The organism is Mesoterricola sp. JemC181 (genome assembly GCF_055384585.1).
The window spans coordinates 586,395-612,273 of the sequence record NZ_AP045076.1; the positions used below are offsets into that span (position 1 = coordinate 586,395).

Below are 25,879 nucleotides of genomic sequence, written 5' to 3' on the forward strand. Positions count from 1 at the left end.
GGGCGGCTTTTCCCCCCCGGGCGTTGCCCCCGCCGCCCCGCCCAGATGGCTAGAACTGGTTCCAGAGGAGCTGGTTGGTCACCTCGTGGTGGAACTGGATCTCGCAGGCCTTCACGATGGCGCCCAGGGCCTTGGGGCAGCGTTCGGCCTGGAGGAGCTTGACCTCGGCGAACTTGGCGTGGATGTCCTCGCCCAGCGCCTCGGCCAGGAACCGGGAGGCCTTGAAGAGGCGGATGGCGTCGAAGATGTTGTCGGGCAGGAAGCGGGTGCGGGGGCGCTTGGTGGTGTCCTCGGGCTCGCCGGCGGGACCTTCCAGGCCGGTCTTCAGGAGCGCGTAGTAGAGCATGTAGGGGTTCGCGTCGGGGCCCACCGAGCGCACCTCGATGCGCGCGGACTGCTCGTTGCCCAGGGGGATGCGGATCATGGAGCCGCGGTCCGTGGGGGAGACCTTGATCTGGTTGGGGGCCTCGAAGTGCGGGTCCAGGCGGCGGTAGGCGTTGACGCTGGGGTTCAGGATCAGGCAGAGGTCGGCGGCGTTGGCGAGGATGCGGTTGAGGAAGTCCCAGGCCTTGGCGGAGAGGCCGTCCCGGCCCGCGGCGTCGAAGTAGAGGTTCTTGCCGTCCTTGTTGGCCGAGATGTTGGTGTGCATGCCGTTGCCGTTCACGCCGGCCACGGGCTTGGGCAGAAAGGAGGCGGTGAGGCCCATCTGCGCGGCCACCTGGCGCGCCAGGAGCTTGTAGAGCTGCACCTGGTCGGCGGCGACGTTCAGCTCGGCGTACTTGTAGTTCATCTCGAACTGGGAGGGCGCCACCTCGGGGTGGTCCTTCTCGTTGGAGAAGCCCATGGCCCGCTGGGCCTCGGCCGAGGTGTCGATGAAGGCGCGCAGGCTGTCCCCGGGCAGGGAGTGGTAGTAGCCGCCGGTGGAGATGAACTCGAAGGCGTTGGTCTCGTGGTAGTGGCGCTCGGCGTCGCGGCCCTTGAAGAGGAAGCCCTCGATCTCGTTGGCGGCGTTCATGACGATGCCTTCCTTGGCGTAGAGCGCCTCGGTGACGTCGCGCAGCCGGGCCCGGAAGTCGGAGGCGTAGGGCGTGCCGTCCTTCTCCATGACGAAGCCGAACACCAGGACCTTGCCGGCCCCGAAGATGTCCGAGGGCAGCCAGTAGAACGCGGGCCAGTCGATGGCCAGGCGCAGGTCGGACTCGGCCTGGGCGGAGAAGCCGCGGATGGAGGAACCGTCGAAGGTGAGGTTGTCGTAGGACTTGAGGAGGTACTTCTTGTCGTAGTCCAGCATGTGGAGCCGGCCTTCGATGTCGGTGAAGGCCACGGTCACGGCCTTGATGCGCTTCTCGCCGGCCAGGTACGCCATGCGCTCCTCGCGGATCTGGTCCAGGGGCACCCGGTCCAGGCGCTGCTGCTTGGCATGGAGGTTCATCTCCTCGAGGGTGTCGTAGGGAATCTCCAGGAAGGTCCTGAGGCTGTCGTTGGCCATGGCGCTTTCTCCGGTGCGAAGCCTAAAATTTGGCTTCTGTAGAATAAAATTATTGGTATTAAGAATAAAAATCAAGAAAATTATTTGACAATCTTTGACAAGAGGTCCTGTCGGGGAGGGCTTCCTGTTTCGCCCAATTTCCGCCATTCTGGAGCCATGCAGCACCCCATGGATCCCTACTTCGCACCTCCGGAAGGCCGCATCTTCAGTTGTTTTCCCGGGGCAGAGGCCCGCGAGGGGCAGAAGGAGATGGCGGAGCTCGTGGCCGACGCCATCAAGGAGGGGGCGGCGAAGTTCGACGCCTGGCGCAACGGGGGCGGCAACAAGGAAACGCGTCCCGACGCCCTGGTGCAGGCCATCGAGGCCGGCACGGGCACCGGCAAGTCCCTGGGCTACCTGGTTCCGGCCCTGGCCTCCGGGCGGCGCCCGGTGGTGGTGGCCACCCGCACCAAGCAGCTCCAGCGCCAGCTCCTGGACGAGGACCTGCCCCGGGCCCGGGGCATCCTGGGCCGGGAGGTGAAGGCGGTTCTGGCCAAGGGGCGCAGCAACTACCTGTGCAAGAGCGCCTGGGAGGCCCTGGAGGCCAATCCCCCGGCGGAGTTCACCCTGGCCGACCACGGCCTCTGGCTGGCCATGGCCCGCTGGGCCAAGGAGACCGTCCAGGGCGACCGGGAGGAGCTGGGCCGGTACGGGGAGGGGGAGTCCGAGCTCTGGGACCGCGTCAACGCCCGGGCCGAGCGGTGCACGGGGCGGCAGTGCCCCCACTACGAGGACTGCCACCTCACGGCCCTGCGCCAGGAGATCCTGGAGGCCGACCTGGTGGTGGCCAACCACGCCCTGCTGCTGGCGGACCGGGTCCTGCGGGAGTCGGCCTTCGGGCAGGTGCTGCCCGACGCGCCGGTGCTCATCCTGGACGAGGCCCACGAGATCGAGGAGCAGCTCACCGACAGCTGCTCGGAGCAGTGGAGCAACCGCGCCATGACGATGCTCTTCCGGGACATCGCCGCCGAGGCCGCCAAGGAGCCCGAGGGCGCGATGATGGACGCCCACCTGGGCCCCTGGGAGGACGCGTGGTCGGCCCTCCTGGCCGCGGTGCCCCTGGACAGCGGCACCTTCGGCTTCGAGGACGACCGGCTCAACCTGAAGCCCCTGGCGGACGCCGTGGGGGCCTGGGTGGAGGCCGGACAGGCGGCCTGGAAGGAGGCCAAGCGCCTCGCCGCCCGCCGGGTGGACGGCAACGCCGAGGACATCGGCTGGCGGAAGGTGGCCGAACGCATCGGCGTGGCCTTCGACCGCATGGAGCAGATCTTCGCCCAGCCCGCCGGCTGGGTCTCCACCATCTCCAGGGAGGGCCCCCAGATGGTGCTCTTCAAGGCCAACCCCGTGGACGTGCGGCCCTTCTTCCACCAGCACCTGCGCCGGGGCTTCGAGACGGTGATCCTGACCTCGGCCACCCTGCGGGACGGCAAGGGCTTCAAGGGCCTGAAGCTGCGCCTGGGATTCACGGAGGAGGAGGCCGACCAGAGCCGCCACGTGGAGAGCCCCTTCGACTTCCCCAACCAGGGTCTCCTCTTCATCCCCCCGGACCTCCCCGCCCGGCGCCCCGGCCGGGACGCCGTGGGCGACCCCGCCTGGGTGGAAGCCAGCCTGGACGCCATGGGCCGCCTCATGACCGCCAGCCGCGGCCGGGCCCTGGTGCTCTTCACCAGCCGCAAGATGCTGGCCGCCTTCCGCCCCCGCCTGGAGGCCGCCCTGCCGGGCATCACCTTCTTCGTGCAGGGCGAGGGCATGACCCGTTCCGCCATGATGGAGCGCTTCAAGAAGACCCCCCACGCCGCCCTGCTGGGCCTGGCGAGCTTCTGGCAGGGGGTGGACATGCCCGGGGAGGCCCTTAGCCTGGTGATCGTCACCGCGCTGCCCTTCACCCCCCCCGACGACCCCGTCCTCCAGGCCCGGGTGCGGGAGGCGGACAACCTCAAGCAGGGCCTGGGCTTCATCGGCATCCAGGTGCCCCAGATGACCCTCAAGCTCAAGCAGGGCATCGGCCGCCTCATCCGCACCCGCACGGACAAGGGGGCCGTGTGCATCCTGGACCCCCGCATGATGCTCCCCCACGAGGACCCCAGCGGCAAGCGCTACGCCGCCCAGGTGCGGGCGGCGCTGCCGCCCTTTCCCCTCAGCCGGAGCTGGGAGCAGGTCGAGGCGTTCCTGAGGGCCCTCTAGCTAGAGCAGGTCCAGCAGGCCGGCCACTTCCATGCGCAGCTCCGGGATGCCGGTGCCCTTCTCGGCGCTCACCCAGGCGATGTCGCCGGTCTCCAGGTGCAGGTCCGCGGCCACGTCCCGGCGCTGGGCCAGGCTGCGCGACGGCTTCACCTGGTCGCACTTGGTGGCCACGATGCGGTAGGGCAGGTCCACGGAATGCAGCCACTCCACCATCTGGTGGTCCAGCTTCGTGGGGCCCACCTCGGCGTCCACCAGGACGTAGACCATGCGCAGGCTCTTGCGGCCCGTGAGGTAGGACTCGATCATCTCCTGCCAGGTGGCGCGCTCCTTGGCGGGGCCGGTGGCGAAGCCGTAGCCGGGGAGATCCACGATCCACCGGTCGGGGCCGGTGAGGAAGACGTTGATCAGGCGGGTGCGGCCGGGGGTCTTGGACGTCTTGGCCAGGCCCTTCTGCATGCAGAGGGCGTTGAGCAGGGAGCTCTTGCCCACGTTGGACCGGCCCACGAAGGCCACTTCCGCGTGGCAGACCCCCAGGGTCCGCACGGTGGCGGCGGAAGTCACGAAGCGCGCATCTCGGAGGGGCTGGGCCATGGTTTCTCTCTCGTTTCCATGTCCAGCTTGGCAGATCCGGCGGTTTTTCTCGAACCGATCAGGCCGCGCCGCCCGCGTTGGCGCCCGCGGTGGACCGCAGCAGCTCGGGGAAGGTGTTCACGAAGCTGTGCCCGTAGCCGGGATTCTCGATGCGGAGCTTGCCGGCGTGCTCGTTGCCGATGATGGTGCGGATGCGCACGTGCTGGCCCAGTTCGGCGTCCTCCAGCAGGAAGCCGGAAACCCTCACCACCTGCGGGGTCCGCGCGCCGTCCCTGGGGAGGGCGGGCAGGCGCTCCCCGGGGCGGGAGAGGACCCGCTCGACTTCAACCCAGGTTCCTTTGGCTACGATGCACACAAGATCACCTCTACGAAGGTTTGTCCTGATTCAAATGCATTCAACCGTTCAGACCGTCCGGCATCTGCCGGCTGCGGGAAAGCTGGTTTCACCGAAAATCATGGCACAAATTGATAACCAAAACCCCCAAAGTTTTGCGGATCCAAAGGGATTCCAGTCGATGGCCTCCGTATGTGCAAACACGGTTTTACCAAGTGTCCAGATCGCCTCCGGACGCACCGGTCCCCGGGCCCGGGCCCCCCTGAAAATTCCCAACGGAAATTGACGCTATGTCAAACCAGTGGTCCGTCCACCGGCCGGGGCGCCTCAGGCGGCGGGCCGAGCACCACCGTGCTGGCCGGGGCGGGGTAGTCGAAGGCCACCCGGCCGTGGTCCAGGCCGATGAGGCGCTTGCGCATGCGCTGGATGAGGTTCCGGTCGTGGGTGGCCACCAGCACCGTGGTGCCCTGGCCGTTGATGCGCTCGAAGAGGGTCATGATCTCCTGGGCCAGGTCGGGGTCCAGGTTCCCGGTGGGTTCGTCGGCCACCAGCACCAGGGGGTCGTTCACCAGGGCCCGGGCGATGGCCACGCGCTGCTGTTCGCCGCCGGAGAGCTGCATGGGGTAGCTGGCCAGCTTGTGCTGGAGCCCCACCATCTTCAGGGCGCGGAAGGTGCGCTGCTTCTGCTCGGCGTGGCTCACGCCCAGGATCTTGAGCACGAAGGAGACGTTCTCGAACACCGTCATGGTCCGGATAAGCTTGAAGTCCTGGAAGACCACGCCCATCTTCCGCCGCAGGATCGCGATCTCCTTGTGGGGCATGGAGGCCAGGCGGTGCCCGGCCACGCGGATCTCCCCGGTGGAGGGCACCTGCTCCCGGAACAGCAGCTTGAGCAGGGTGGACTTCCCCGCGCCGCTGGGCCCGGTGAGGAAGATGAACTCCCCGGCGTCGATGTGGAAGCTCACGTCCGCCAGGGCCGTATGGATGCGTCCGTACTGCTTGCCCACGTGGGTGAGGGTGATCATGCCCCTAGCATCCCACAACCTCGGTGTACCAGCCACGGGCCCGTTCGGGGCTGATGTCCCCGTGCAGGAGGGCCCGGCCGTCCCGGAAGAGGATGATGTTCAGGTCCCCCTCCTTGCCCGAGAGGGACAGGGGGTTGATCTTCCAGGCATTGCCCGTGCGCTTCTCGATGCGGGCCCGGAGGGCCTCCAGGTCCAGGGCGCCCGGGGGGTTCACCCGGATCTGCACGCCGTCCAGGCCGCAGAGGCGGGAGGCCTTCACGGTCCAGCGGGCGTTGAGGAACTCGGTGACCTTGTCCGTGCAGTAGCGGCAGCGGGTGGCCGGCAGGCTCAGGAACTGGCGCTCGTTCTGCCAGAAGTCGAACCGGGCCAGCTCTTTGTGGGGCTCGGTCCCGGTGAGGAGCTTGATGGCCTCCAGGGCCGCCCAGCTGCCCACGATCCCCACCGTGGGACCCAGGACGCCGGCCGTGTCGCAGGTGTCGATGTCCCCGCTGGGGGGCGGCTCCTCCATGAGGCAGCGCAGGCACGGGGTCCGGGGCGGGTCGATGGGCCAGACCAGGCCCTCCCCGCCGATGGCCCCGCAGTAGATCCAGGGGGTGCCCGTGAGGATGGCGTAGTCGTTGATGAGGTACCGGGCCTCGAAGTTGTCCGTGCCGTCCATGATGAGGTCGTAGCCGGCCAGGAGCTCCCGGGCGTTGCCGCTGGTGAGGTCCGTGACGGCCGCCTCCACCTGGATCTCCGAATTGGCCTCCCGGAGCCTCTGGGCCGCCACCTCGGCCTTGGGCCGGAACAGGTCGCCTTCCTGGAAGAGGATCTGGCGCTGGAGGTTGGAGGTCTCGACGATGTCCCGGTCGATGAGGGTCAGGAGCCCCACGCCGGCCCGGGCCAGCCAGCCCGCGATGACCGAGCCGGTGGCGCCCACGCCCACCACCGCGACGCGGCGGGTCCGCAGCCGGGCATCGGCGGGGCCCCCCAGGAAGATCCGCTGCTTGGCGTACCGCTCTGACATTCCACCATCATAAACAACAAGGGACGGATGCGTATCCGTCCCTTGGGGCGATGAGCCTGTTTCGGTTAGTTGCCGGCGCCGTTCTGGGCTTCAGCCATGGCCTTCTCATAATCGCTCTGGAGGCGCTGGCCGTCCGAGATGGCGAACTTGTAGATGTACTCGAAGCGGTCGGCGCCCTTGGTGAGGCCGATGATCACTTCGTAGACGCCCTCGCCGCCCACTTCGAAGGGGGAGGCGATGACGTTGAAGGTGCCTTCCTTGGCGCCGTCGGGGATCTGGACGTCGCTGTCGCGGATGATGTCCTTGCGCTCGCCGCCGGGGGCGACGATGGAGAAGCTGAACTTGAAGATCCCGTCCATGCGGGAGAAGCGGGTGTAGAAACACACCTTGGGGAGGACGAAGGGGATCTGGGGCACCACGATGTGGTGGTCGTAGAGACCCATCAGGGAGGTCTTGCCGCCCATTTCCTGCCGGATGTCGTCGCAAAGAAGGGTGAATTCGTGCTTGGGCGCCTTGATCTGAACTTCTTGCATGGGATCTCCTGGTTGAACTGCAAGTCTACCTCCAGTGTGCTTCCACTCCAAGCAAAGTGCGCCGGAAGCCTCCTCCGGTTATCTTAGGGAGACCAAGAATCCTGGGGGGAATGGTGCTTCGTGCCGTCGGAATCCTGCTGTGCGCCGCCTTCCTGCATGCCCAGGAGGTGCGGCTGCAGATACTCGGCACCACCGACGTCCGTGGGCACGTTTTGCCCCAGGACACCTTCACCCTCCAACCGGCCCCCGGCGGGTGGGCCCGGCTGGGGAGCCTGGTCCGCACCCTGAGGGCCGCCAACCCCAACACGATCCTGGTGGACTGCGGCGACGGCACCCAGGGGGAGCCCATCAACTACGTGTGGAGCCACCTGAAGCCGGGCTCCCCGGAGCCCACCATGGCCGTCATGAACGCCCTGGGCTACAACGCCATGGTGGTGGGGCACCAGGAGTTCGACAACGGGTTCAAGCTCCTCCGGACCATGGAGGAGCAGGCCCAGTTCCCGTGGCTGGCCGCGAACGTCTTCTTCGCCGGCACGGACAAGCGCGCCTTCACGCCCTACCTCAAGGTGGAGGTGGGCGGCGTGCAGGTGGCCATCCTGGGCCTGGTGACCCAGGCCCTTCCCAGGCTGGTCGGACGCGAGACGACGGAGGGCCTGAGCTTCCAGGACCCGGTCCAGGCGGCCCGGGACCTCATCCCCCGGCTGCGCGAGCACGAGAAGGTGGACCTGGTGGTGGTGGCCCTCCACGGCGGCGTGGGCGACGCGCCCTGCGGCACGGACCTGGAGAACCAGGCCACGTGCCTGGCCGACCAGGTCAAGGGCATCGACCTGATCCTCGCCGGCCACACCGGCCAGCAGGTCGCCGTCCGGCGCAACGGGGTCCCCATCCTCCAGGCCGGCACCGGAGGGCAGGCCCTGGGCGTGGCGGAGGTGGTCCTGCGGCGCGCCCGGTCCCGCTGGGAGGTGGCCGCCTGCGAGGCCCGCCTCGCCGCGCCTGCCGCCGACCTGGAGCCGGATCCCGCCGTCCTGCAGGCCACCGCGGACCTGCGGGCCTTCACCGACACCTACCTGAACACCCTGGCCACCAACCTGGCCACGGACCTGGACGGCCGCTGGTGCCGCATGGAGGACACCCCCCTGGCCCACCTCCTGCACACCGTGGTGCGCCAGGCCACCGGCGCCCAGATCACCGCCGTGCCCGCGCCGGCCTCGAAGGTCTTCATCCCCAAGGGCCCCACCTCCGTGCGCCAGTTCTACGCCCTGGCCCCCACCGAGGAGCCCGTGGTCCGGATCCGCGTGGACGGGCGCCAGCTCAAGGCCTACCTGGAACAGGCGGCGCGGACCTTCAACTTCAGCCACCAGCCCGACCTCTTCCGGCGCGGCGCCGCCCCGGACGCCTTCGACACCCTGGACGGCTGCGCCTACGCCCTGGACCTCTCCCGGGCCCCGGGGTCCCGGGTGGTCAAGCTCACCTACCAGGGCCAGCCGGTGAAGGACGACCAGGTCTTCACCCTGGGCCTGCCCGCGCGGCGCCTGGCGGGGGAGGGCGGCTACCTGGAGGCCATGGGCTGGAAGGGCGCGCCCGACCTCGTCACGCCCTCCTCCCTGCGCAACCTCCTCCTGGCCCACGTGCTCTCCCGGCCCTCCCTGGCCCCGGGCACCTCGGACAACTGGCGGATCATCCCCGCCCTGGACCGGGAGCGGGTGCTCGCCCAGCAACCCTGACGGGATTCGCGGCATCCAATCCCCATTGGGGGGAAACGTGGAACTGACCAGGATCGGCCTCGGCACCTATCTGGGCGCGCCCGACGCGGCCACGGACGCGGGCTACGAAGCCTCGGCGCGCGCCTTCGCCGAAGGCGGAGGCAACGTCTTCGACACCGCCGCCAACTACCGGGGGGGCCGCTCGGAGCGGGCCCTGGGCAGGGCCTTCGCGGGCCGGCCCCGGGAGGGCTTCTTCGTGAGCACCAAGGCCGGGTACCTCCCCATGGGGGACGGCGGGGAGTCGCCCCGGGACTGGTTCCAGCGGGTGCTGGCGGGCCCGGGGATCCTCGCAGCCGCCGACGTGGTCGACGGCTGCCACGCCATGACGCCCCGGTACCTCGCGCACCAGCTGGGGGTCTCCCTGGAGGCCCTGGGCGTGGCCCGGGTGGACCTGTTCCACCTGCACAACCCCGAGCAGCAGCTTCCCGCCATCGGCCGCCCCGCCTTCCGGGAGGCCGTCCGGAAGGCCTTCGGAGCCTGCGAGGACCTGGCGGCCCGCGGGCTCCTGGCGGAATACGGCTGCGCCACCTGGAACGGCTTCCGCGCCGCCCCCGGGGCCCCGGACCACCTGAGCCTGGAGGAGCTCCTGGAGGACGCCGAGGCCGTGGGCGGCCCCGCCCACCGGTTCCGCTGGATCCAGCTGCCCCTCAACCTGGCCATGCCCGAGGCCTTCACCGCCGCCACCCAGCCCTTCGGGGGCCGGCTCCTGACCCCCCTGGAGGCCGCCCGGGCCGCGGGCCTCAAGGTGCAGGTGTCGGGCAGCCTCATGCAGGCCCGGATCCTGTCCCGGCTGCCCGCGGCCCTCTTCCCCGGCTGCGCCACCCCGTCCCAGGGGGCCCTGCAGTTCGCCAGCTCCTGCCCCGGCGTGACCTCGGCGCTCTGCGGCATGAGCCGGCCCGCCCACGTGGCCGAGAACCTCCCCGTCCTGGCCCTGCCCAGGGCGAGGGAAGAGGAACTGCGCGCCCTCGTGGGATGATGTCCCCATGTTCTTGCTCGCCATCTCCCCCGGTGAAGGCTTCGACCCGCCCCGCTGGGAGCGGGTGCTGGCCTCGGGGGTGGACGCCTTCATGATCCGGGAGCCCGCACTGGAGGCCGCGCCGCTCCTGCGCGCCGCGCGCTGGGTGCGGGACCGCGCCCCCGGCGTTGAGCTGTGGGTCAACGGGCGCCTGGACGTGGCCCTGGCCGCGGGCTGCGGCCTCCACGCCGGCGAGGCCCATCCGGAGGTGCCGGAGGGCCTCCTGCCCCTGTCGCGGCCCATCCACGAACCCGCCCAGATCCTCGGCAGGGCCGGGGCGGCCCAGCTGATCCTCTCGCCCATCTTCGCGGTGCCGGGGAAGGGGCCCGCGTGGGGCGCCGGTCAGCTCAAGGACGTGCTGGACGGGATGCCCGCAGGCGCGTTCCGGGCCCTGGCCCTGGGGGGGATCACACCCGGGAACGCGGCGGCCCTCCGGCATCCCAGGCTGGCGGGAGTGGCCCTGATCCGGGGACTGTGGATGGCCAGGGACCCGGAGGGGGCCATCCAGGACCTGCGGAATGCATGGACTTGAATCCCCTTCATTTCTCAGCGCCGCTGTGTTTGATCCCTTTCCTGGGTGCTTCCGCGCATGGAAATCAAGCGCCGGCAAGGCATGGAAAAAATCAAACGCAGAGGCGCAGAGGATCGCTGAGAACAGATTTCCAATGCCTTTTTAAAGTCCGGCGAACCGGTCCGTCGCAGCCACCAGCGCCCTGCAGTTGGGGGCGTCGAAGGCGCTGTGGCCGCAGTCGGGGGTGATCACCAGGTCGGCCTCGGGCCAGGCGCGGTGCAGGGCCCAGGCGCTCTCCATGGGGCACACCACGTCGTAGCGGCCCTGGACGATGACGCCGGGGATGTGGCGGATCTTCGAGGCGTCGCGCAGGAGCTGGTCCTCGGGGTCGAACCAGCCCTTGTTCACGAAGTAGTGGCACTCGATGCGCGCGAAGGCCAGGGCGAACTCGTCCTCCTCGTAGTGGCCGGTGAAGTCGGCGTCGGGGACGAGCTTGCTGGTGCCGCCCTCCCAGCCGCTCCAGGTCTTGGCGGCCGCAAGGCGCACGGCGGCGTCGGGGCTCGTGAGGCGCTTGTGGTAGGCGCTGAGCAGGTCGCCGCGCTCGGCCTCGGGGATGTGGGCCAGGTAGGGCTCCCAGGCGTCGGGGTAGAGGATGGAGGCGCCGCGCTGGTAGAACCAGTCGATCTCCTGCTTGCGCAGCAGGAAGATGCCCCTGAGCACCAGCTCGGTGCAGGCCTCGGGGTGCTTCTCGGCGTAGGCCAGGGCCAGGGTGGAGCCCCAGGAGCCGCCGAACACCTGCCACTTCGCGATGCCCAGGTGGACGCGCAGCTTCTCGGTGTCGGCCACCAGGTCCCAGGTGGTGTTGTCCTCGAGGCTCGCGTAGGGCGTGCTCTTGCCGCAGCCGCGCTGGTCGAAGAGGATGATGCGGTACTTCTCCGGGTGGAAGAAGCGCCGCTGCTTGGGGTCGCTGCCGCCGCCGGGGCCGCCGTGGAGGAACACCACGGGCTTGCCCTTGGGGTTGCCGCTCTCCTCGTAGTACAGGTCGTGGGTGGCGGAGACCTTGAGCCGGCCGGTGGCGTACGGCTCGATGGGCGGATACAGCCAGGTGAGGGGGTCCTTGACGGGATGGGGGTTCATGGATTCTCCAGGGGTCGGGAACCCGGGGGCCGGGTTGAACAACTATAGGCAATTTCCGGCTGCGCGGGATGCCGGGTTATAGTGGATTTTCCGTCGATCAGCGAGAGGTGCAGCTTGGAAGCCTTGTTCATCTTCGCGGCATTCGTATGGCTCCTCCTGGAGACCCTCCAGAGGAGGTCCCGCGTCTCCCGGCTGGAATCCGACCTGGACTTCCTGAGGTCCGAGCTGGAAGCGCTTCGCGGCGCCCGGCCTCCGGCCGAACCCGTGGAGCGTCCCGCCCGCATGGGGGACACCGCCCCGGTGGTGGTGCCCCAGTGGATCAGGGAGCTGCCCGCGCCGCCCCGGCCCGAACCCCCGCCGGTCCCGGCCCCCGCCGGGCCCGAGCCCCCGCCGCTCCCGCCCGTGGCCCGTCCCCTGCCGCCTCCCCCCCCGCCGCCTCCTCCCGCCGAGCCCCGCAAGCCCTTCGACTGGGAGTCCCTGGTGGGGGTCAAGCTCTTCTCCTATGTCGCCGGCGTCGCCCTGCTGGTGGCGGCGGTGGCCTTCCTGAAGTACGGCGTGGAGCACGGCTGGCTCGGGGCCCCGGTGCGCATGGCCATCGGCCTCCTGGTGGGCGTGGGGCTGCTGGCGGGGTGCGAGACGGGGCGCGCGCGGGCGTACGCCGTCACGGCCCAGGCCCTGACGGCCGCGGGCATCGCCACGCTCTTCTCCACCTTCTACGCGGCCTCGGCCCTGTGGCACCTGCTGCCCGCGGCGGCCTCCTTCGCGCTCATGGCCCTGGTGACGGCGGTGGCCGTGGGCCTCTCCATCCGCAGGGACTCGGTGTTCATCGCCCTCCTGGGCCTCCTGGGGGGCTTCGCAACCCCGCTCCTGCTGTCCACGGGGGAGGACCATCCCATCGGCCTGTTCGGCTACCTCGCGCTCCTGAACGTGGGGCTGGGGTGGGTGGCCTACCGCAAGCGCTGGCCCCTGCTCACGGCCCTCACGCTGGCCTTCACGGCGCTGTACCAGCTGGGCTGGGTGCTGAGGTTCCTGGACGAGTCCAAGCTGGGCATCGGCCTGGGGGTCTTCCTCCTGTTCCCGCTGCTGGGGCTGGGCGCCCTGTTCCTGTCCCGGGACCGGGAGGCCCCGGCGCTCTTCCGGCACACGGCGTCCCTCTCCGCGCTCCCGCCGGTTCTCTTCGCCGTGCACATGGCCATGAACCCGGTGTACGGGCAGCACTTCGGCCTCATGTTCGGGTTCCTGTTCCTGGTGGCCGCGGGCCTGGCGGCCGTGGCCCTCCTGCGGGGGCCGGAGTGGCTCCACGCTCTGGGCGCGGCGGCCGTGCTCCTCATCTTCGCCACCTGGCTGGCCTTCAGCTACACCTCGGACGCCTGGCCCGGCATCCTCGGGTTCACGGCGCTCTTCGCGGCGCTGTACCTGGCGGTCCCATGGATCCAGGCGCGGCTCAAGGTCAAGCGCTCCTTCCTGGGCGCGGGCCTCCTGGCCGTCCACGCCGCTCCGCTTCTCATGGGCGCCTTCACCGCCCTGGTCTTCCTGGAGCCCGCCACCGCGGCGCCCCTGGCGCTGTTCGGTGCGGTCCTGCTGGTGCTGGCCATGGCCGCGGCTTTCGCCATCCGGTTCGGGGAGGGGACGGTGTGGTTCCTGGCCGCCCTCTTCGCGCTGGCCGCGGAGACGGCGTGGTCCATGCGCCACCTGGACGCGGGGAGCCTCCTGCCGGCGCTGCTCGTCTACGGCGGCTTCAGCCTCGTCTTCCTGGGGGTGCCCCTCCTGGCGGCGCGGCGGGGCCGGCCCCTGGAGCCCGAGGGCAGCGGGGCCATCCTGGTCTTCCTCAGCGTCGGGCTCCTGTTCTTCCTGGCCGGGCCCGGCGTGGCCCCCCACAGCCTGGGCGTGCTCGCCGCGCTCCTGGGCGTGCTGAACCTGGGGCTGCTGTACGAAGCCGGCCAGGGGCGGCGCCCCGTGCTCTGCGTCCTGGGACTGGCCTTCAGCTTCCTGGCCCTGGTGGCCTGGTGGGCCAGCGCTCCGGTGAGCGGCCAACTGATGCCGGCCCTGGCGGTGGTCCTGGGCTTCAGCCTGCTGGTGCTGGGCGGGACCGTGTTCCTGCGGGAGCGCCTCGAAGCCTCCCCCCTGGGCGCCAAGGGCAGCCCCGAGACCCTCATGGGCCTCACGGGCCTCCTCTTCCTGCTGCCCGTGGCCGGCGACCACCGCCTGGCCGAGCCCCCCTGGCCCTTCCTGGCGGTGCTCGGCGTCCTCGGGCTGGCCATGGGCGTGGCGGCCCTGCGCCTGAGGCGGGGCGCCCTGCTCGCGGGCTGCGCCGTGATCACCCAGGGGGTGCTGGGGGTGTGGATCCTGGGCGGCGCCCGCACGGGTCCCGCCACGCTCCTGGCCCCCTGGACTGCCCTGGCCTTCGCGGCCCTGGGCTACGTCTGGTTCGAGCTGTCCCGCGGCCGCGGGGACGCCCTGTTCACCCTGGCCGCGGGGCTGGGCCTGGTCGCCGCGCAGCTGGTGATGGCAGCGTACAAGGACCACGCGGCCCATCCCTCCCTGGCGGTCCAGGTGATCGTGCACGCCGCCCTGGGACTGGGGCTCCTGGCCCTGGCCCGGCGCGGCAGGGCGCAGGCCTGGACCGTGGTCCTGGCGGGCTCCACGGGCCTGGTGCTGCTGGCCCTGGCCGACCCCCTGCGCCTTCCGTCCCACGCCGCGGCCCTGCTGGCGGTGGCCGCGCCCCTCTACGCCATGCAACTCGTCTACCCGCTCCTGCTGGGCGACGAGGGCGGAGAGACGCGTCTGCCCTGGATCGCCGCGGTGCTGGCCAGCGCCGTGTTCTTCCTGGCGGCGCGGCCCGCGCTGGGCGTGCTGGGGTACGCGAGCTTCATCGGCGCCCTGCCCGTGGCCCAGGCCCTCCTCCTGGCCCCCCACGTCCTGCGCATGCGCGGGCTCCAGGGGCCCCGGGCCCTGGCCAACCTGGCCCTGGTTGCGGGGGCGGCGCTGGCGTTCATCACCGTGGCCATCCCCCTCCAGCTGGACAACGAGTGGATCACCCTGGGCTGGGCGCTCCTGGCCGCGGCCCTGGCCTGGCTCTACACGCGGGTTCCCCACAAGGGGCTGCTCGCGTGGTGCGGGGGGCTCTTCGCCGCGGTCTTCGCGCGGCTGGTGCTCAACCCGGCCGTGTTCTCCTACCACCCCCGGGGCGGGATGGTGGTGCTCAACTGGTACCTCTATGCGTACCTCGTGCCCGCGGTGTGCTTCTTCGCTGCCGCGCGCCTGCTGAAGGACCGGGACGACCGCTTCCTGCCCGCCATGCCCGGGCTCTCCCGCATCCTGCCCGCCGGGGGCGCGGTGCTGCTGTTCCTGCTGCTCAACATCGAGATCGCCGACGCCTTCAGCACCGGGCCCGTGCTCACCTTCAACCTGGCCCACGGGAGCCTCGCCCAGGACCTGAGCTACACCATCGGCTGGGCCGTGTTCGCCATCCTCATGCTGGTGGCGGGGGTCACGTCCCGCAGCCGGGTGTCGCGGGTGGCGGCCATCCTGCTTCTGACGGCGACGGTCCTCAAGGCCTTCCTGCACGACCTCTCCAGCCTCAGCGGGCTCTACCGGGTGGCCTCCTTCGTGGGGCTCGCCATGTGCCTTGCCGGGGTGGCGGTCATCCTGCAGAAGTTCGTGCTGCGCCGCGGGGAGGCCTCCGAATGATGCGCCTCCTCCTCTCCGGAATCCTCTGCCTGACCCTGGCGGCCCAGACCCGCCAGATCCGGCCCGCCGGCGCTGGGCCCCAGCGCCTGGACGTGGACCTGGCCCTGCTGGGCGCCACGCGCAACGCCCTCGCCGACCTGCGCATCCGGGACGCCGCGGGTCGGGAGATCCCCTACGTCCTGGTGCCCCCGGACCCCCGGGCCGCGGTGTGGGTCCCCGCGCGCATGCTCCCGCTGCCCGCGACCAAGACCAGCAGCGGCGTGGAACTGGACCTGGGCGCGCCCCTGGCCACCTCCCGCCTGCGCCTGGAGGGCCTGCGCCCGCCCTTCCTGAAGCGGTTCCGCCTGGAGGGCAGCGGGGACCGGCAGCGGTGGACGGAGCTGGTGAAGGCCGGCAGCGTCTTCGACCTGCCCGGCGAGGGCCTGCGGCTGCTGGAGGTGACTTTCCCCGAAGGGGACTACCGCTACCTGCGCATCGTTTGGGACGACCGCTCCAGCGCGCCGGCCCCGGCCCCCGGGGCGGCCTTCCTGCTCAAGTCCCGCTCGGCCCCGGTCCTGCCCGTGGCCGAGCTGCCCTTCCTGCGTCGCCCCTCCGAGCCCGGCGTGAGCCGCTTCACCCTGCGGCTCCCGGGGCCGCGCATCCCCCTGCGGGCCCTGGTGCTCACCGTGGCCGGAGACGGACCCCTCCTGCGGGAGGCCCAGGTCACCGAGCCCCGCCTCTCCGCGTCCAGCCTGGCCCCCCGGACCCTGGGCGCCGCGCGGCTGCGGCGCGCCCAGGGCGGCGCGGCCTACGACCTGAGGATCCCGGTGGAGGCCCCCGAAGGCTCCGAGATCGACCTGCGCGTGCAGGACGGCGACAACCCGGGCCTGGAGCTCACCGGCGTGCGCGCCGAGCTGGAACCCCAGCCCTGGATCTACTTCGAGGCCCCGGACGGCGGGCCCCTCACCGCCCGGTGCGGCGACCCCCGCCTGCGGGCGCCCAGCTACGACCTGGAGGCCCGCAGGGACCAGCTCACGCGCGTTCCCGCGGCCCGGGCCTCCTGGGGGCCGGAGGTGGCAACGCCACCCGCGCCGGAGGTGACCCTGGACGGCGGCGTGGGCGCGAGCCTGGACGCCGCCGGCTTCCGCTTCCGGCGCCAGGTGCCCGCCGGGGTCCCCGGCCTTTCCGCCCTGGCCCTGGACGCCCACGTGCTGGCCACCAGCCCCCGGCTCCAGGACCTGCGCCTCCTGGACAGCGGGGGACGGCAGATCCCCTACCTCCTGGAGTCCCGGGACGAGCCCCTCTCCCTGCCGCTGGCCTGGCCCAAGGGCACCGCGAAGGACCGCGTCACGACCTACCGCGTCCGGCTGCCCCAGGCGGAGCTCCCCGCCTCGCGGCTGGTGCTGGAGACCGGGGCCCGCGTCTTCCGGCGCCGGGTGCGGGTCCTGGACGGCGAACCTCCCCAGGTGCGCGCCGTGGCCGACTGGAGCCACGGGGACCCCGGCACGCCGGCCCAGGCCCTGGTGATCCCGCTGCCTTCCACGGGGCGCGACCTCGCCGTGGAGGTGGAGGAGGGCGACAACCAGCCCCTGGCCATCGACTCGGCGCGGCTCCTGCTCCCGTCCTGGCGGCTGCGCTTCTTCCGGCCCGCGGACGCGTTCCTGCTGTGCTACGGCCGCGCGCTGGAAGCCCCGGACTACGACCTGGCCCTCCTGGCCGGGCGCCTGCGGGATTCACCGGCCCAGGAGATCGCGCTGGCCGCAGGGACCGAACCCGCCCCGGCGGGGACGGGAACGGGCATGAAGGCGGTGTTCTGGGGCGCCCTGGTGCTCGCGGTGGCGGGGCTGCTCTTCATGCTGGCCCGGCTCCTGGGCAAGGATGCCGGGGACCCTCGCTAGGCCCGGATCACCACTCGTCCGGGTACGGTTGGCCCTAACACCGCCCAGGTGGGCTTCGATCCCAACGATGCGGTGCCGTGGGCCCACAACCGGCGGCCCGTCCAGAGGGTCATCGGGGCATCTGCCGGGGCACCGTGTGACGCCCAGGGGAGCCTCACCCAGGCCTTCGAGGAGCCTGGCGATTCCAGCAAGGCCATCACGCTACCCCGGGATGCGCCGGGCCTGGATTCCGCGGCCCAGGGGCCAGGGCGGGCGGCAAGGAACCGGAGGCTCTGATAACCGCAGGTTCGACGCAAGCACCGCACCTGCGCCTTGGCGGCCCCTGCGGTCAACCCATTCATCCCGTCAGCCGAGGAAGGGGATCAATAGGTTGCTGGAATGATTTATTTCAATCAAAGAGTGTCTTCAAAATTCTATTTTACGACCAATCCACCATCCTCTTGCAAATACAAGCTACCACCCTTGATTCCGTCCACAAAACAGGCAACGTTGGACTTATCGTTTCCCAAGCACAAGTTACCATCTACCTGCATTTTCAATACCATATTGTCTGCTCCATCAGACGCCCTGTTGAATGTCCGCTTTCCATTTAAGCCTCTCACTTCAACGACAAAACCGGTGTAGGTTCCGCCATCGTAGTGCTCGTTAACGAATTTTGTAAAAAAGAAGATATGATTTCCGTTTCTAATCGAGCAGTTCGGACGCAACGTCGCTCCACTCTGGATCAGCATGACATCCTTGCCGTATCCGGCCACCCAGGAAGCCAGGATCAGGACCAGCAGTGCCGACGCGTTCCGACGAGACCACCCCATGACGCTTCCTCCCTGTGACCAGTCCGCAGCATGGCAATAATAATTTATTATGCAGGCTGGTCAAGGCCCAGCCTCCGGACCGTCGGGACGCCCCAGGCCAACCCATTCGTTGTCGAGGACCAGGTCGTGAGAATGTTCTGGAAGAAGGGTCCGGGCCTGGAGAACCAGGGAGACCCCCACCTTGGTGCTCAAACCTCTCCCAGGCAATCCGCCCCTGCCCAAGGGCAGATGGTTCGCGAGTTGAATGATCAATTAATATATTGATTCATGGGCAGCCGGCCTAGACGAAGATTTCCAGGACCCCGTTGGAAACCAGCATCCCCCGGGCGCTGAACCGCAGGACCTCCCCGTCCCGCAGCAGGATCCCCGCCTTCACGAAGGGCTCCAGCTGCGTTTCCCAGGCGTCCGCCAGGGGCAGCAGGTTCAGGGCCGAGGCCCGGGCGCGCAGCTCGCCCCAGTGCACGCCGCGGTGCATGCGCAGGCCAAGGAGGGGCAGCTCGGCCAGGGCCTCGGCGGCGTCCAGCTCCTGGACCTCGGCGCGGCCCCGGTCCTCGGCCCAGGCGGTGATGACGCCGCTCTCGGTCCACCGCCAGTCGCCCAGCTGGGAGGCGGCGCTGGGCCCCAGGCCCAGGTAGGGCCGGCGCTCCCAGTAGCGGCTGTTGTGGATGGATTCCTGGCCGGGGCGGGCGTAGTTGCTCACCTCGTAGGGGGCCAGGCCCAGGCGGGGCAGCTCGGCCTGCAGGGCCTCGAACACGTCCGCCGTCTCATCCTCCGTGGGGAGGGCGAGCTTTCCGGAATCCACCTGGCCCCGCAGCGGGCAGGCCTTGTCCAGGTCCAGGAGGTAGATGGAGAGGTGGGAGGCGCCGGCCTCCACCAGGGTGCGGGCGTCCTGCAGCACCCGGTCCAGGCGCTGGCCGGGGATGCCCACCATGAGATCGGCGCTCACCCGGGAGAACCCGGCGCGCCGCGCCCAGTCCAGGGCCTCCAGGGCGGCGGCGGAATCGTGGATGCGCCCCAGGCGCTCCAGGAGGACGTCGTCCAGGGCCTGCACGCCGAAGCTGACGCGGTCCCAGCCCAGGGCCCGGGCGGCTTCCAGCCAGGGCAGGTCGAGGGTTCCGGGGTTGGCCTCCAGGGTGGCTTCGGCGAGCCGCAGATCGAAGGCCTCCCGCGCCGCGCCGGTGAGCCGCGCGAGCTCGGGGGCCGTCAGGAGGGAAGGGGTGCCGCCGCCCAGGTACAGGGTGTCCACCCGGGGCCGGCCCAGGCGCCCGCCCCAGTCCCGCACGTCCCGCTCGAGGCGCCCGAGCACGGCCTCCTTCAGGGACTCGTCCCGGGTGGTGACGAAGGAGCAGTAGGTGCAGCGGTCCCGGCAGAAGGGCACGTGGAGGTAGAGCCCCAGGGGCTCGCGCGCGGCGGCCTCCCTCAGGCGGCTAGTCGAAATGGGTATCAAGGGCCTCGCACCAGAAGTGGTAGGTCATGAGGTGGATCTCCTGGATCCGGGCCGTCACCGGGCTGGGCACCACGAGGACGTCGTCGGCGAGGGCCTTGAGCTTGCCGCCGTCCCGGCCCGTGAGGACCAGGGTGCGCATGCCCAGCTTCTTCGCGGCCTCGACGGCCAGGATGATGTTGGGGCTGTTCCCGCTGGTGGAGATGCCCACCAGGAGGTCCCCGGGCCGGCCCAGGGCCTCCACCTGCCGGCTGAAGACCTGGTCGAAGCCGTAGTCGTTGCCGATGGCCGTGAGCGCGGAGGTGTCCACGGTGAGGGCGATGCCAGCGAGGGCCCGGCGCTCCTTCACGTAGCGCCCGCTCAGCTCCGCGGCGAAGTGCTGGGCGTCGGCGGCGCTGCCGCCGTTGCCGCACACGAGGATCCGGCAGCCCCGCTTGAGGCGCTCGGCCATGTCGGCGGCCTGCGCGACGATGTGGTCGGCCTCCTGGGCGAAGAAGGCCTTCTTGAGGGTGATGGATTCTTCCACATGCTGGAGGAGCAGGTTCTTCATGGGTTTCCTTTCGCTGGCCCAAGTTTGACGGGTCGGGGGCCCCGTTTCAAATCACCATGTAATAATGGCCCCCAGGAGGATCCCATGGTTCCCGACACCGATCCCGGCTTCCACGGCGACGATCCTGTTCTTTCCAGCCTCGACATGGAGGTCATGGACCAGCTGCTGGGCCTGGACGACGGCGAGCTGGGGCTCCTGGAGGAGATGCTGGGCCTCTACAAGGAGGACACCCCCGGGCGCATCGAGGCCATCGGCGTCGCGCTTGCCGCCGGGGACATGGCGGACATGGCGGACGTGGCCCACGCGGTGAAGGGCTCCGCGGGCACCATGGGCGCCCCCAAGGTGCGGGCCGTGGCCGCCCTCCTGGAGAGCGGCGGGCGCATGGGCAGGTGGGACACGCCCGCGGCCGGCCTGCTGGAGCAGCTGAAGGCGGCCTACGCGGATTCCGTGACGGCGCTGGAGACGTTCGTGGCCCGGCGCAAGGCGGGCTGACCCGGGAGGAAACCGTGGACGCGCACCTGGACCGGCTCTTCAACCATCTGGAATGGGCGGACGGGAGACTGATCGAGGCCCTGGAGGAGGCGCCGGGGGACGCGTTGCGGCTCCTCTGCCACGTCCTGGGCGCCGAGGCGACCTGGCTGGGCCGCATCCGGTGCGGGACCCAGGCCAAGGCGGCCCCCTGGCCGGGCCTGACCCTCGCGGAGTGCAGGTCCCTGGCCCAGGCCAACGCCGCGGGCTACCGGGAGGTGCTGAGAACCTCCACCGCCAGCGGCCTTGCCGCGCCGGTGCACTACGAGAACCTCAAGGGCGTGGAGTTCTGGACCCCCCTGCGGGACATCCTCCTCCACGTGGCCACCCACGGCGTCCACCACCGGGGCCAGATCTCCCTGCTGCTGCGGCAGTCGGGTCGGGAGCCGGTGGACGTGGGGTTCATCACTTTCGCCCGGGAGGAGGAGGATCCGGGCCGGTACGCCTACCTGGAGGTGGCGGCCGCGGATCTGGTGGAGGCCCTGGAGGCCAACGGGTCCGACCTGGCCTGGTTCCTGGATCTCGAGACCGGCGAGGTGCTGCCGGAGGCCGGCAAGGGCCGCAACGGCGAGGACCTGCTCCCCGTCGAGCCCCTGGCGCCCCGCGACCGGTTCGCCATCCTGGAGGACTTCGTGGAGGCCCTGCCGGAAGGCGAGGCCGCCCGGGCCCTGGGGCGGGCCCTGCGGCTGCCCAAGCCCTTCCGGGCCTTCCGGGACACCCTGAGGGACTTCCCGGACCTGGAGCAGCGGTGGCACGCCTTCAGCGAGGCCGGCCTGCGGAAGCTGGCCCAGGGCTGGCTCGACGAGAACGTGCCGGGTGCCCGCCTGATCTGACCGGTCAGAACACCTTCACTCCGGCGGTGCCCTTGGGTGGCGGCATGTCGCTGATCTGGGTGCGCCCGGTGGCGTCCACCCACTGGAAGAGCTTGCTGGTGCGGGGCTGGGGCTCGGGCGCGGCGTCCGGGGCCACGGCCTTCTCGCTCACCTCGAAGCCGCCCCGGCCCTTCTTCAGAAGGGCCATGGAGCCGGCGGCGCCGGGATCCGGCTGGACCAGGCGCTTGGCATAGAGGTTCATCACCCGGGGCACGTAGGCACGGGTCTCCGCGAAGGGGGGGATGCCCTTGTACTTGATGACGTTGTTCTCGCCCGAGTTGTAGGCGGCCACCACCCGGGGCAGGTCGCCCTGGAAGGCGTTCATGAGCCAGCGCAGGTACTTCACGCCACCGGTGATGTTCTGCCGGGGGTCGAAGGGGTCCAGGACGCCGAAGCGCTCGGCGGTCTGGGGCATGAGCTGCATGAGGCCCAGGGCCCCCGCGCGGCTGCGGGCCTTGGTGTAGAAGGCGCTCTCGGCCTGGATGATGGCCCGGGCCAGGTAGGGGTCCACGCCCTCGGTGGCGGCGATGGCGTCCACCATGGCCAGCAGCTCGGGACTCTTGAGGACCTTGGCCATCTCGGACGAGCTGATGGCCAGCCGGATATGGCCCACGCCCACGTGCTTGAGGGTGAGCCCCTGGCCCTTCATGTAGGAGGGGGGCAGGTTGTTGATGACGGTGTTGCCGTTCTTGTCGAAGTACGTGTAGAGGTAGGTCTGGCCTCGCTTGGCAGGGCCGTCCGCATGGGCCGCGCCCGTCAGGGCGGGACCGGCGAGCGAGAGGATGGCGAGGGCGGCGCGTTTCATTGGCAATTAATCCCAATACCCAGTTTAACCCTGCTGCCTAGGGATCCACTTCACATCCTCCACCCCCGCGACCGCGTTGGCGGCCCGGGCCAGGGAGAAGAGCCAGTCGCTGAGCCGGTTCAGGTAGATGAGGACGTCGGCGGGAACGGTCTCCGCGGCGCTGAGGGAAACCACGTCACGTTCGGCCCTCCGACAGACCGTTCGGGCCCAGTGGGCGTAGGCGGAACCTTGGCAGCCCCCCGGAAGGACGAAGGCCGTCATGGGCGGCGCCAGGGCGGTGAGCCGGTCGATGTCCGCCTCCATCTCCGCGATGGACCAGGTGCGCCGGGTCATGCGCTGGTCCAGGAGCCCCGCGCACTGGGGCGGGGTGGCGAGCATGGCCCCCAGGGAGAAGAGGTCGTGCTGCACCGCCTGGATGTGCCCGGACAGGTCCGGGGGCAGGTGGAGGCCCAGGACGCCCAGGAGGCTGTTCAGCTCGTCCACGGTGCCGTAGGCCGCCAGGCGGAGGTGGTCCTTGGGCACCCGCTCCCCCCCGAAGAGCCCCGAGATCCCTTCGTCGCCGGTGCGCGTATAGATCTTCATCCCCACCTCACTCGTGCCGTTTGCTCCACGCCACGGTATCAGCCCGCCACTCCTTCAGCGACTCCATATCGCGCTCCTCCAGGATCCCCTTCTCCCGGGCCCTGGCGGCCAGCTCCGGGAAGGTGGCCAGCACCTTCAGCTCCACGCCGGCCTCCCGGAAGGCGGCCGCGGCCTGGGGCAGGTCGTAGCTGAACAGCGCCAGCACCTCCACCACCTGGGCGTCCTCGTGGCGCAGGGCCTCCACGCACTTGATGCTGGAACCGCCGGTGGAGATGAGGTCCTCGATGAGCACCACCCGGTGGCCGTCGGTGTGGGGCCCCTCCACCTGGCGGCCCATGCCGTGCTTCTTGGGTTCGGGGCGCACGTAGGCCATGGGCAGGTCCAGCTCGTCGGCCACCAGGGCGGCCCAGGCGATGCCGGCGGTGCTGGTGCCGGCGATGAGCGTGGGATCGGCCAGGGCCGCGGCCTCGGCCAGGGCCCGGCGGATCCGCCCGCGCAGCTCCGGGAAGCCCAGGAGCTGGCGGTTGTCGCAGTAGATGGGGGAGCGCAGGCCCGAGGCCCAGGTGAAGGGGCTCCGGGGGGAGAGGCGCACGGCGCCCGCGTCCAGGAGACCTGCGGCGAGATCGAGCATGGGGGCTCCTTATTTGACGACGATGCTGACCAGCTTGCCGCCGGGGGGCACCACCACCTTGACGATTTCCCTGCCCTCCATGTGGTGGAGCGCCTCGGGGCAGGCCAGGGCCGCGGCGCGGCGTTCCTCCTCGGTGGCCGAGGCCGGCACCAGGATGCGGCCGCGGACCTTGCCGTTCACCTGCACCACCACCGTCACCTCGTCGGCCGACAGCCACGCGGGGTCCGCCACGGGCCAGGCGGCGTGCATGCAGAAGCCCTCGTGGCCCAGGGTCGCCCACAGCTGCTCGGCCAGGTGGGGCGCGGCCGGGCTCAGCATGAGGGTGAAGACCTCGAGCGCGTGCTGCATGACGGCGCCGCGGTGCGGGGCGTCCGCGGGCAGGTCGGCCAGGGCGTTGGAGGTCTCCATGAGGCTGGATACCAGGGTGTTGAACTGGTAGCGGTGGTCCAGGTCGTCGGTGACCTTGTGGAGGGTCTGGTTCAGCTTGACCAGGAGGGTCTTCTCCTCGGCGGTGAGCTGGTCCTTGGCGGGGATGGCCTCCTTCGTGGGCACGTGCTCCTCCACCATGCGCGTGGAGCGGCGCAGGAAGCGGGTGGCCCCCTCGATGCCCTCGAAGCCGGTCCAGTCGATCTCCTTCTCGATGGGCGCCGCGAAGATCATGAAGAGACGCAGGGCGTCCGTGCCGTACTTGGCGATCACCTCGTCGGGATCCACGATGTTGCCCTTGGACTTGGACATCTTGAAGCCGTCCTTGAGCACCATGCCCTGGCAGATGAGCTTCCTGAAGGGCTCGTCGCCCGAGGCCAGGCCCAGGTCGCGCATGATCTTGTGGAAGTACCGGGCGTAGATGAGGTGCATGGTGGCGTGCTCGATGCCGCCGATGTAGAGGTCCACCGGGCTCCAGGCGTCGGCCTCGGCCTTGGCGAAGGGGAGGGTCTCGTTCTTCGGGTCCAGGTAGCGCATCCAGTACCAGCTGGAGTCCACGAAGGTGTCCATGGTGTCCGTCTCGCGCCGCGCGGGCTTGCCGCACGCGGGGCAGGGGCAGTCCAGGAAGGTGCGGGAGGTGAGCAGTGGGGAGGCGCCGGCGCCCGCGAAGGCCACGTCCTCGGGGAGGCGGATGGGCAGGTTCTCCACCTTCTCGGGCACCACGCCGCAGTCGGGGCAGTGCACCGTGGGGATGGGCGTGCCCCAGTAGCGCTGGCGGGAGAGGCCCCAGTCCTTGAGCTTGAAGGTGATGGCCTTCTCGGCGCGGCCTCCGAGCTTCCGGACCATCGCGTCCACTGCCTCGTCCGAGGTCAGGCCGTCGAACTCGCCGGAGTTCACGAGGATCCCGGGCTCCCAGGGGTTGGCGCTCTCGATGACCTTGGGGATGGGCAGGCCGTACTTCTCGGCGAATTCATGGTCCCGCTCGTCGTGGGCGGGCACGCCCATGACCGCCCCGGTGCCGTAGTCCATGAGGACGTAGTTGGCGGCGAAGATGGGGATCCTCTCCCCGGTGAAGGGGTGGATGGCCTCCAGCCTCGAGCGGCAGCCCAGCTTGATGTCGCTCATGAGCCGGTCCTCCCGGCTCATGGCGGCCACCTGGTCGCAGAAGGCCTTGAGGGCGGGATCGGACTGGGCCGCCTTGAGGATGAAGGGGTGCTCCGTGGACAGGGCCATGAAGGTCACGCCGCACAGGGTGTCCAGGCGGGTGGTGAAGACCGACACCTCGCTGCCGTCGGCGAGGTCGAAGGTGAGGCGGGCCCCTTCGGACTTGCCGATCCAGTGCCGCTGCATGGCCTTGACGTTCTCGGGCCAGTCCAGCTGGCCGTGGCCGCTGAGGAGCTCGTCGGCGTACTTGGTGATGGCGAAGAAGTACTGCTCCAGCGCCTTCTGCACCACCGGGTGCCCGGTGCGCTCGTCCTTGCCGTCCACCACCTGCTCGTTGGCCAGCACCGTGCCCAGGGCCTCGCACCAGTTCACGTTGCGCAGCGCCCGGAACACGTCGCCGCGTTCCCACATCTTCAGGAAGAACCACTGGTTCCACTTGTAGTACTCGGGCAGGAAGGTGGCGATCTCCCGGTCCCAGTCGTAGCTGATGCCCATCTTCTGGATCTGGCCCTTCATCTCCTGGATGTTGGCCCGGGTCCAGATGGCGGGGTGGATGCCGTTCTTGATGGCCGCGTTCTCCGCCGGCATCCCGAAGGAGTCCCAGCCCAGCGGGTTCATGACCTTGTCCCCCCGCATGCGCCGGAACCGCGCCACCACATCGCCCAGCGTGTAGTTGCGCACGTGCCCCATGTGGATGCGCCCGCTGGGGTAGGGGAGCATCACCAGCATGTAGAAGGTGCGGTCACTGGGCTTGAGCTCGGACGCGCGGGGCGCGCGGAAGGCCTGCGCCTCCATCCAGCGCTGCTGGATCAGGGATTCCTGGTGCAGGGGATCGAACGGCATGGGGCAGCCTCGCGGTAAACGATTAGTT

22 protein-coding genes are annotated in these 25,879 nt (G+C 70.2%); 8 read left to right on the forward strand and 14 right to left on the reverse strand.

Annotated features, from left to right (window positions below; translation table 11 throughout):
• Nucleotides 1-49: 49 nt before the first annotated feature.
• Nucleotides 50-1,489 carry a glutamine synthetase family protein gene (locus ACZ5MC_RS02640; RefSeq protein ID WP_306598715.1) on the reverse strand — a complete coding sequence of 480 codons (1,440 nt, stop codon included), beginning with the start codon at nucleotides 1,487-1,489 and terminating at the stop codon, nucleotides 50-52.
• Nucleotides 1,490-1,645: 156 nt separating this feature from the next.
• On the opposite strand from ACZ5MC_RS02640, the gene ACZ5MC_RS02645 reads away from it, so the two are divergent.
• Nucleotides 1,646-3,712 carry an ATP-dependent DNA helicase gene (locus ACZ5MC_RS02645; protein WP_464516981.1) on the forward strand — a complete coding sequence of 689 codons (2,067 nt, stop codon included), beginning with the start codon at nucleotides 1,646-1,648 and terminating at the stop codon, nucleotides 3,710-3,712.
• Here the strand turns inward: ACZ5MC_RS02645 and yihA are convergent, their stop codons facing one another.
• The 5 genes from yihA to ACZ5MC_RS02670 all read right to left on the reverse strand — a co-directional run bounded on the left by yihA (nucleotide 3,713) and on the right by ACZ5MC_RS02670 (nucleotide 7,201).
• Nucleotides 3,713-4,303: a ribosome biogenesis GTP-binding protein YihA/YsxC gene (yihA, locus tag ACZ5MC_RS02650; RefSeq protein WP_306598717.1), complete on the reverse strand. Its 591-nt coding sequence runs from the start codon at nucleotides 4,301-4,303 to the stop codon at nucleotides 3,713-3,715.
• A 58-nt stretch (nucleotides 4,304-4,361) separates the two neighbouring features.
• A complete protein-coding gene (gene ortA, locus ACZ5MC_RS02655; RefSeq protein ID WP_306598718.1) occupies nucleotides 4,362-4,658 on the reverse strand; it encodes a 2-amino-4-oxopentanoate thiolase subunit OrtA in 297 nt (98 codons plus the stop codon).
• A gap of 272 nt (nucleotides 4,659-4,930) precedes the next feature.
• The gene (gene ftsE, locus ACZ5MC_RS02660; protein ID WP_306598719.1) at nucleotides 4,931-5,662 is read right to left on the reverse strand and encodes a cell division ATP-binding protein FtsE; all 732 of its coding nucleotides are present in this window, start codon (nucleotides 5,660-5,662) and stop codon (nucleotides 4,931-4,933) included.
• Nucleotides 5,663-5,666: 4 nt separating this feature from the next.
• Nucleotides 5,667-6,668 (reverse strand): ThiF family adenylyltransferase, encoded by a 1,002-nt coding sequence (locus ACZ5MC_RS02665; RefSeq protein WP_306598720.1) that lies wholly within the window; start codon nucleotides 6,666-6,668, stop codon nucleotides 5,667-5,669.
• Between the two features lie 65 nt (nucleotides 6,669-6,733).
• A complete protein-coding gene (locus ACZ5MC_RS02670; RefSeq protein WP_306598721.1) occupies nucleotides 6,734-7,201 on the reverse strand; it encodes a DUF6941 family protein in 468 nt (155 codons plus the stop codon).
• A gap of 113 nt (nucleotides 7,202-7,314) precedes the next feature.
• On the opposite strand from ACZ5MC_RS02670, the gene ACZ5MC_RS02675 reads away from it, so the two are divergent.
• The 3 genes from ACZ5MC_RS02675 to ACZ5MC_RS02685 are packed head-to-tail and all read left to right on the forward strand — an operon-like array spanning nucleotide 7,315 to nucleotide 10,511.
• Nucleotides 7,315-8,925 (forward strand): bifunctional metallophosphatase/5'-nucleotidase, encoded by a 1,611-nt coding sequence (locus ACZ5MC_RS02675; RefSeq protein ID WP_464516982.1) that lies wholly within the window; start codon nucleotides 7,315-7,317, stop codon nucleotides 8,923-8,925.
• Nucleotides 8,926-8,962: 37 nt separating this feature from the next.
• Entirely contained in the window at nucleotides 8,963-9,940 is a 978-nt protein-coding gene (locus tag ACZ5MC_RS02680) for an aldo/keto reductase (RefSeq protein WP_464516983.1), read from the forward strand.
• A 7-nt stretch (nucleotides 9,941-9,947) separates the two neighbouring features.
• Complete coding sequence (locus tag ACZ5MC_RS02685; RefSeq protein WP_464516984.1) at nucleotides 9,948-10,511, forward strand: thiamine phosphate synthase; 564 nt, start codon at nucleotides 9,948-9,950, stop codon at nucleotides 10,509-10,511.
• Between the two features lie 141 nt (nucleotides 10,512-10,652).
• Here the strand turns inward: ACZ5MC_RS02685 and pip are convergent, their stop codons facing one another.
• Entirely contained in the window at nucleotides 10,653-11,627 is a 975-nt protein-coding gene (gene pip / locus ACZ5MC_RS02690; RefSeq protein WP_306598726.1) for a prolyl aminopeptidase, read from the reverse strand.
• A gap of 114 nt (nucleotides 11,628-11,741) precedes the next feature.
• On the opposite strand from pip, the gene ACZ5MC_RS02695 reads away from it, so the two are divergent.
• Both ACZ5MC_RS02695 and ACZ5MC_RS02700 read left to right on the forward strand, forming a co-directional pair.
• Complete coding sequence (locus ACZ5MC_RS02695; RefSeq protein ID WP_464516985.1) at nucleotides 11,742-15,317, forward strand: DUF2339 domain-containing protein; 3,576 nt, start codon at nucleotides 11,742-11,744, stop codon at nucleotides 15,315-15,317.
• Entirely contained in the window at nucleotides 15,314-17,194 is a 1,881-nt protein-coding gene (locus ACZ5MC_RS02700) for a DUF3999 family protein (protein ID WP_464516986.1), read from the forward strand. The genes ACZ5MC_RS02695 and ACZ5MC_RS02700 overlap by 4 nt, the downstream gene beginning before the upstream one ends.
• A gap of 413 nt (nucleotides 17,195-17,607) precedes the next feature.
• Here ACZ5MC_RS02700 and ACZ5MC_RS02705 read toward each other — a convergent pair whose 3' ends face one another.
• From ACZ5MC_RS02705 to gmhA, 3 genes are all read right to left on the reverse strand, one after another.
• Nucleotides 17,608-18,006 carry a hypothetical protein gene (locus tag ACZ5MC_RS02705; protein ID WP_464516987.1) on the reverse strand — a complete coding sequence of 133 codons (399 nt, stop codon included), beginning with the start codon at nucleotides 18,004-18,006 and terminating at the stop codon, nucleotides 17,608-17,610.
• Nucleotides 18,007-18,286: 280 nt separating this feature from the next.
• A complete protein-coding gene (gene hemW, locus ACZ5MC_RS02710; protein ID WP_464516988.1) occupies nucleotides 18,287-19,453 on the reverse strand; it encodes a radical SAM family heme chaperone HemW in 1,167 nt (388 codons plus the stop codon).
• A complete protein-coding gene (gmhA, locus tag ACZ5MC_RS02715) occupies nucleotides 19,434-20,000 on the reverse strand; it encodes a D-sedoheptulose 7-phosphate isomerase (protein ID WP_306598738.1) in 567 nt (188 codons plus the stop codon). The genes hemW and gmhA overlap by 20 nt, the downstream gene beginning before the upstream one ends.
• Nucleotides 20,001-20,084: 84 nt before the next feature.
• On the opposite strand from gmhA, the gene ACZ5MC_RS02720 reads away from it, so the two are divergent.
• Nucleotides 20,085-20,492 (forward strand): Hpt domain-containing protein, encoded by a 408-nt coding sequence (locus ACZ5MC_RS02720; protein ID WP_306598739.1) that lies wholly within the window; start codon nucleotides 20,085-20,087, stop codon nucleotides 20,490-20,492.
• A 14-nt stretch (nucleotides 20,493-20,506) separates the two neighbouring features.
• Nucleotides 20,507-21,361 (forward strand): DinB family protein, encoded by an 855-nt coding sequence (locus ACZ5MC_RS02725; RefSeq protein WP_306598740.1) that lies wholly within the window; start codon nucleotides 20,507-20,509, stop codon nucleotides 21,359-21,361.
• 4 nt (nucleotides 21,362-21,365) lie between these two features.
• Here ACZ5MC_RS02725 and ACZ5MC_RS02730 read toward each other — a convergent pair whose 3' ends face one another.
• The 4 genes from ACZ5MC_RS02730 to leuS are packed head-to-tail and all read right to left on the reverse strand — an operon-like array spanning nucleotide 21,366 to nucleotide 25,851.
• Nucleotides 21,366-22,205, reverse strand: coding sequence for a transglycosylase SLT domain-containing protein (locus tag ACZ5MC_RS02730; RefSeq protein ID WP_306598741.1), 840 nt, complete (start codon nucleotides 22,203-22,205; stop codon nucleotides 21,366-21,368).
• Between the two features lie 24 nt (nucleotides 22,206-22,229).
• Entirely contained in the window at nucleotides 22,230-22,787 is a 558-nt protein-coding gene (locus tag ACZ5MC_RS02735; RefSeq protein ID WP_464516989.1) for a cob(I)yrinic acid a,c-diamide adenosyltransferase, read from the reverse strand.
• A gap of 7 nt (nucleotides 22,788-22,794) precedes the next feature.
• Complete coding sequence (gene pyrE / locus ACZ5MC_RS02740; protein WP_464516990.1) at nucleotides 22,795-23,418, reverse strand: orotate phosphoribosyltransferase; 624 nt, start codon at nucleotides 23,416-23,418, stop codon at nucleotides 22,795-22,797.
• Between the two features lie 9 nt (nucleotides 23,419-23,427).
• The gene (gene leuS, locus ACZ5MC_RS02745) at nucleotides 23,428-25,851 is read right to left on the reverse strand and encodes a leucine--tRNA ligase (protein ID WP_464516991.1); all 2,424 of its coding nucleotides are present in this window, start codon (nucleotides 25,849-25,851) and stop codon (nucleotides 23,428-23,430) included.
• Nucleotides 25,852-25,879 lie beyond the last annotated feature (28 nt).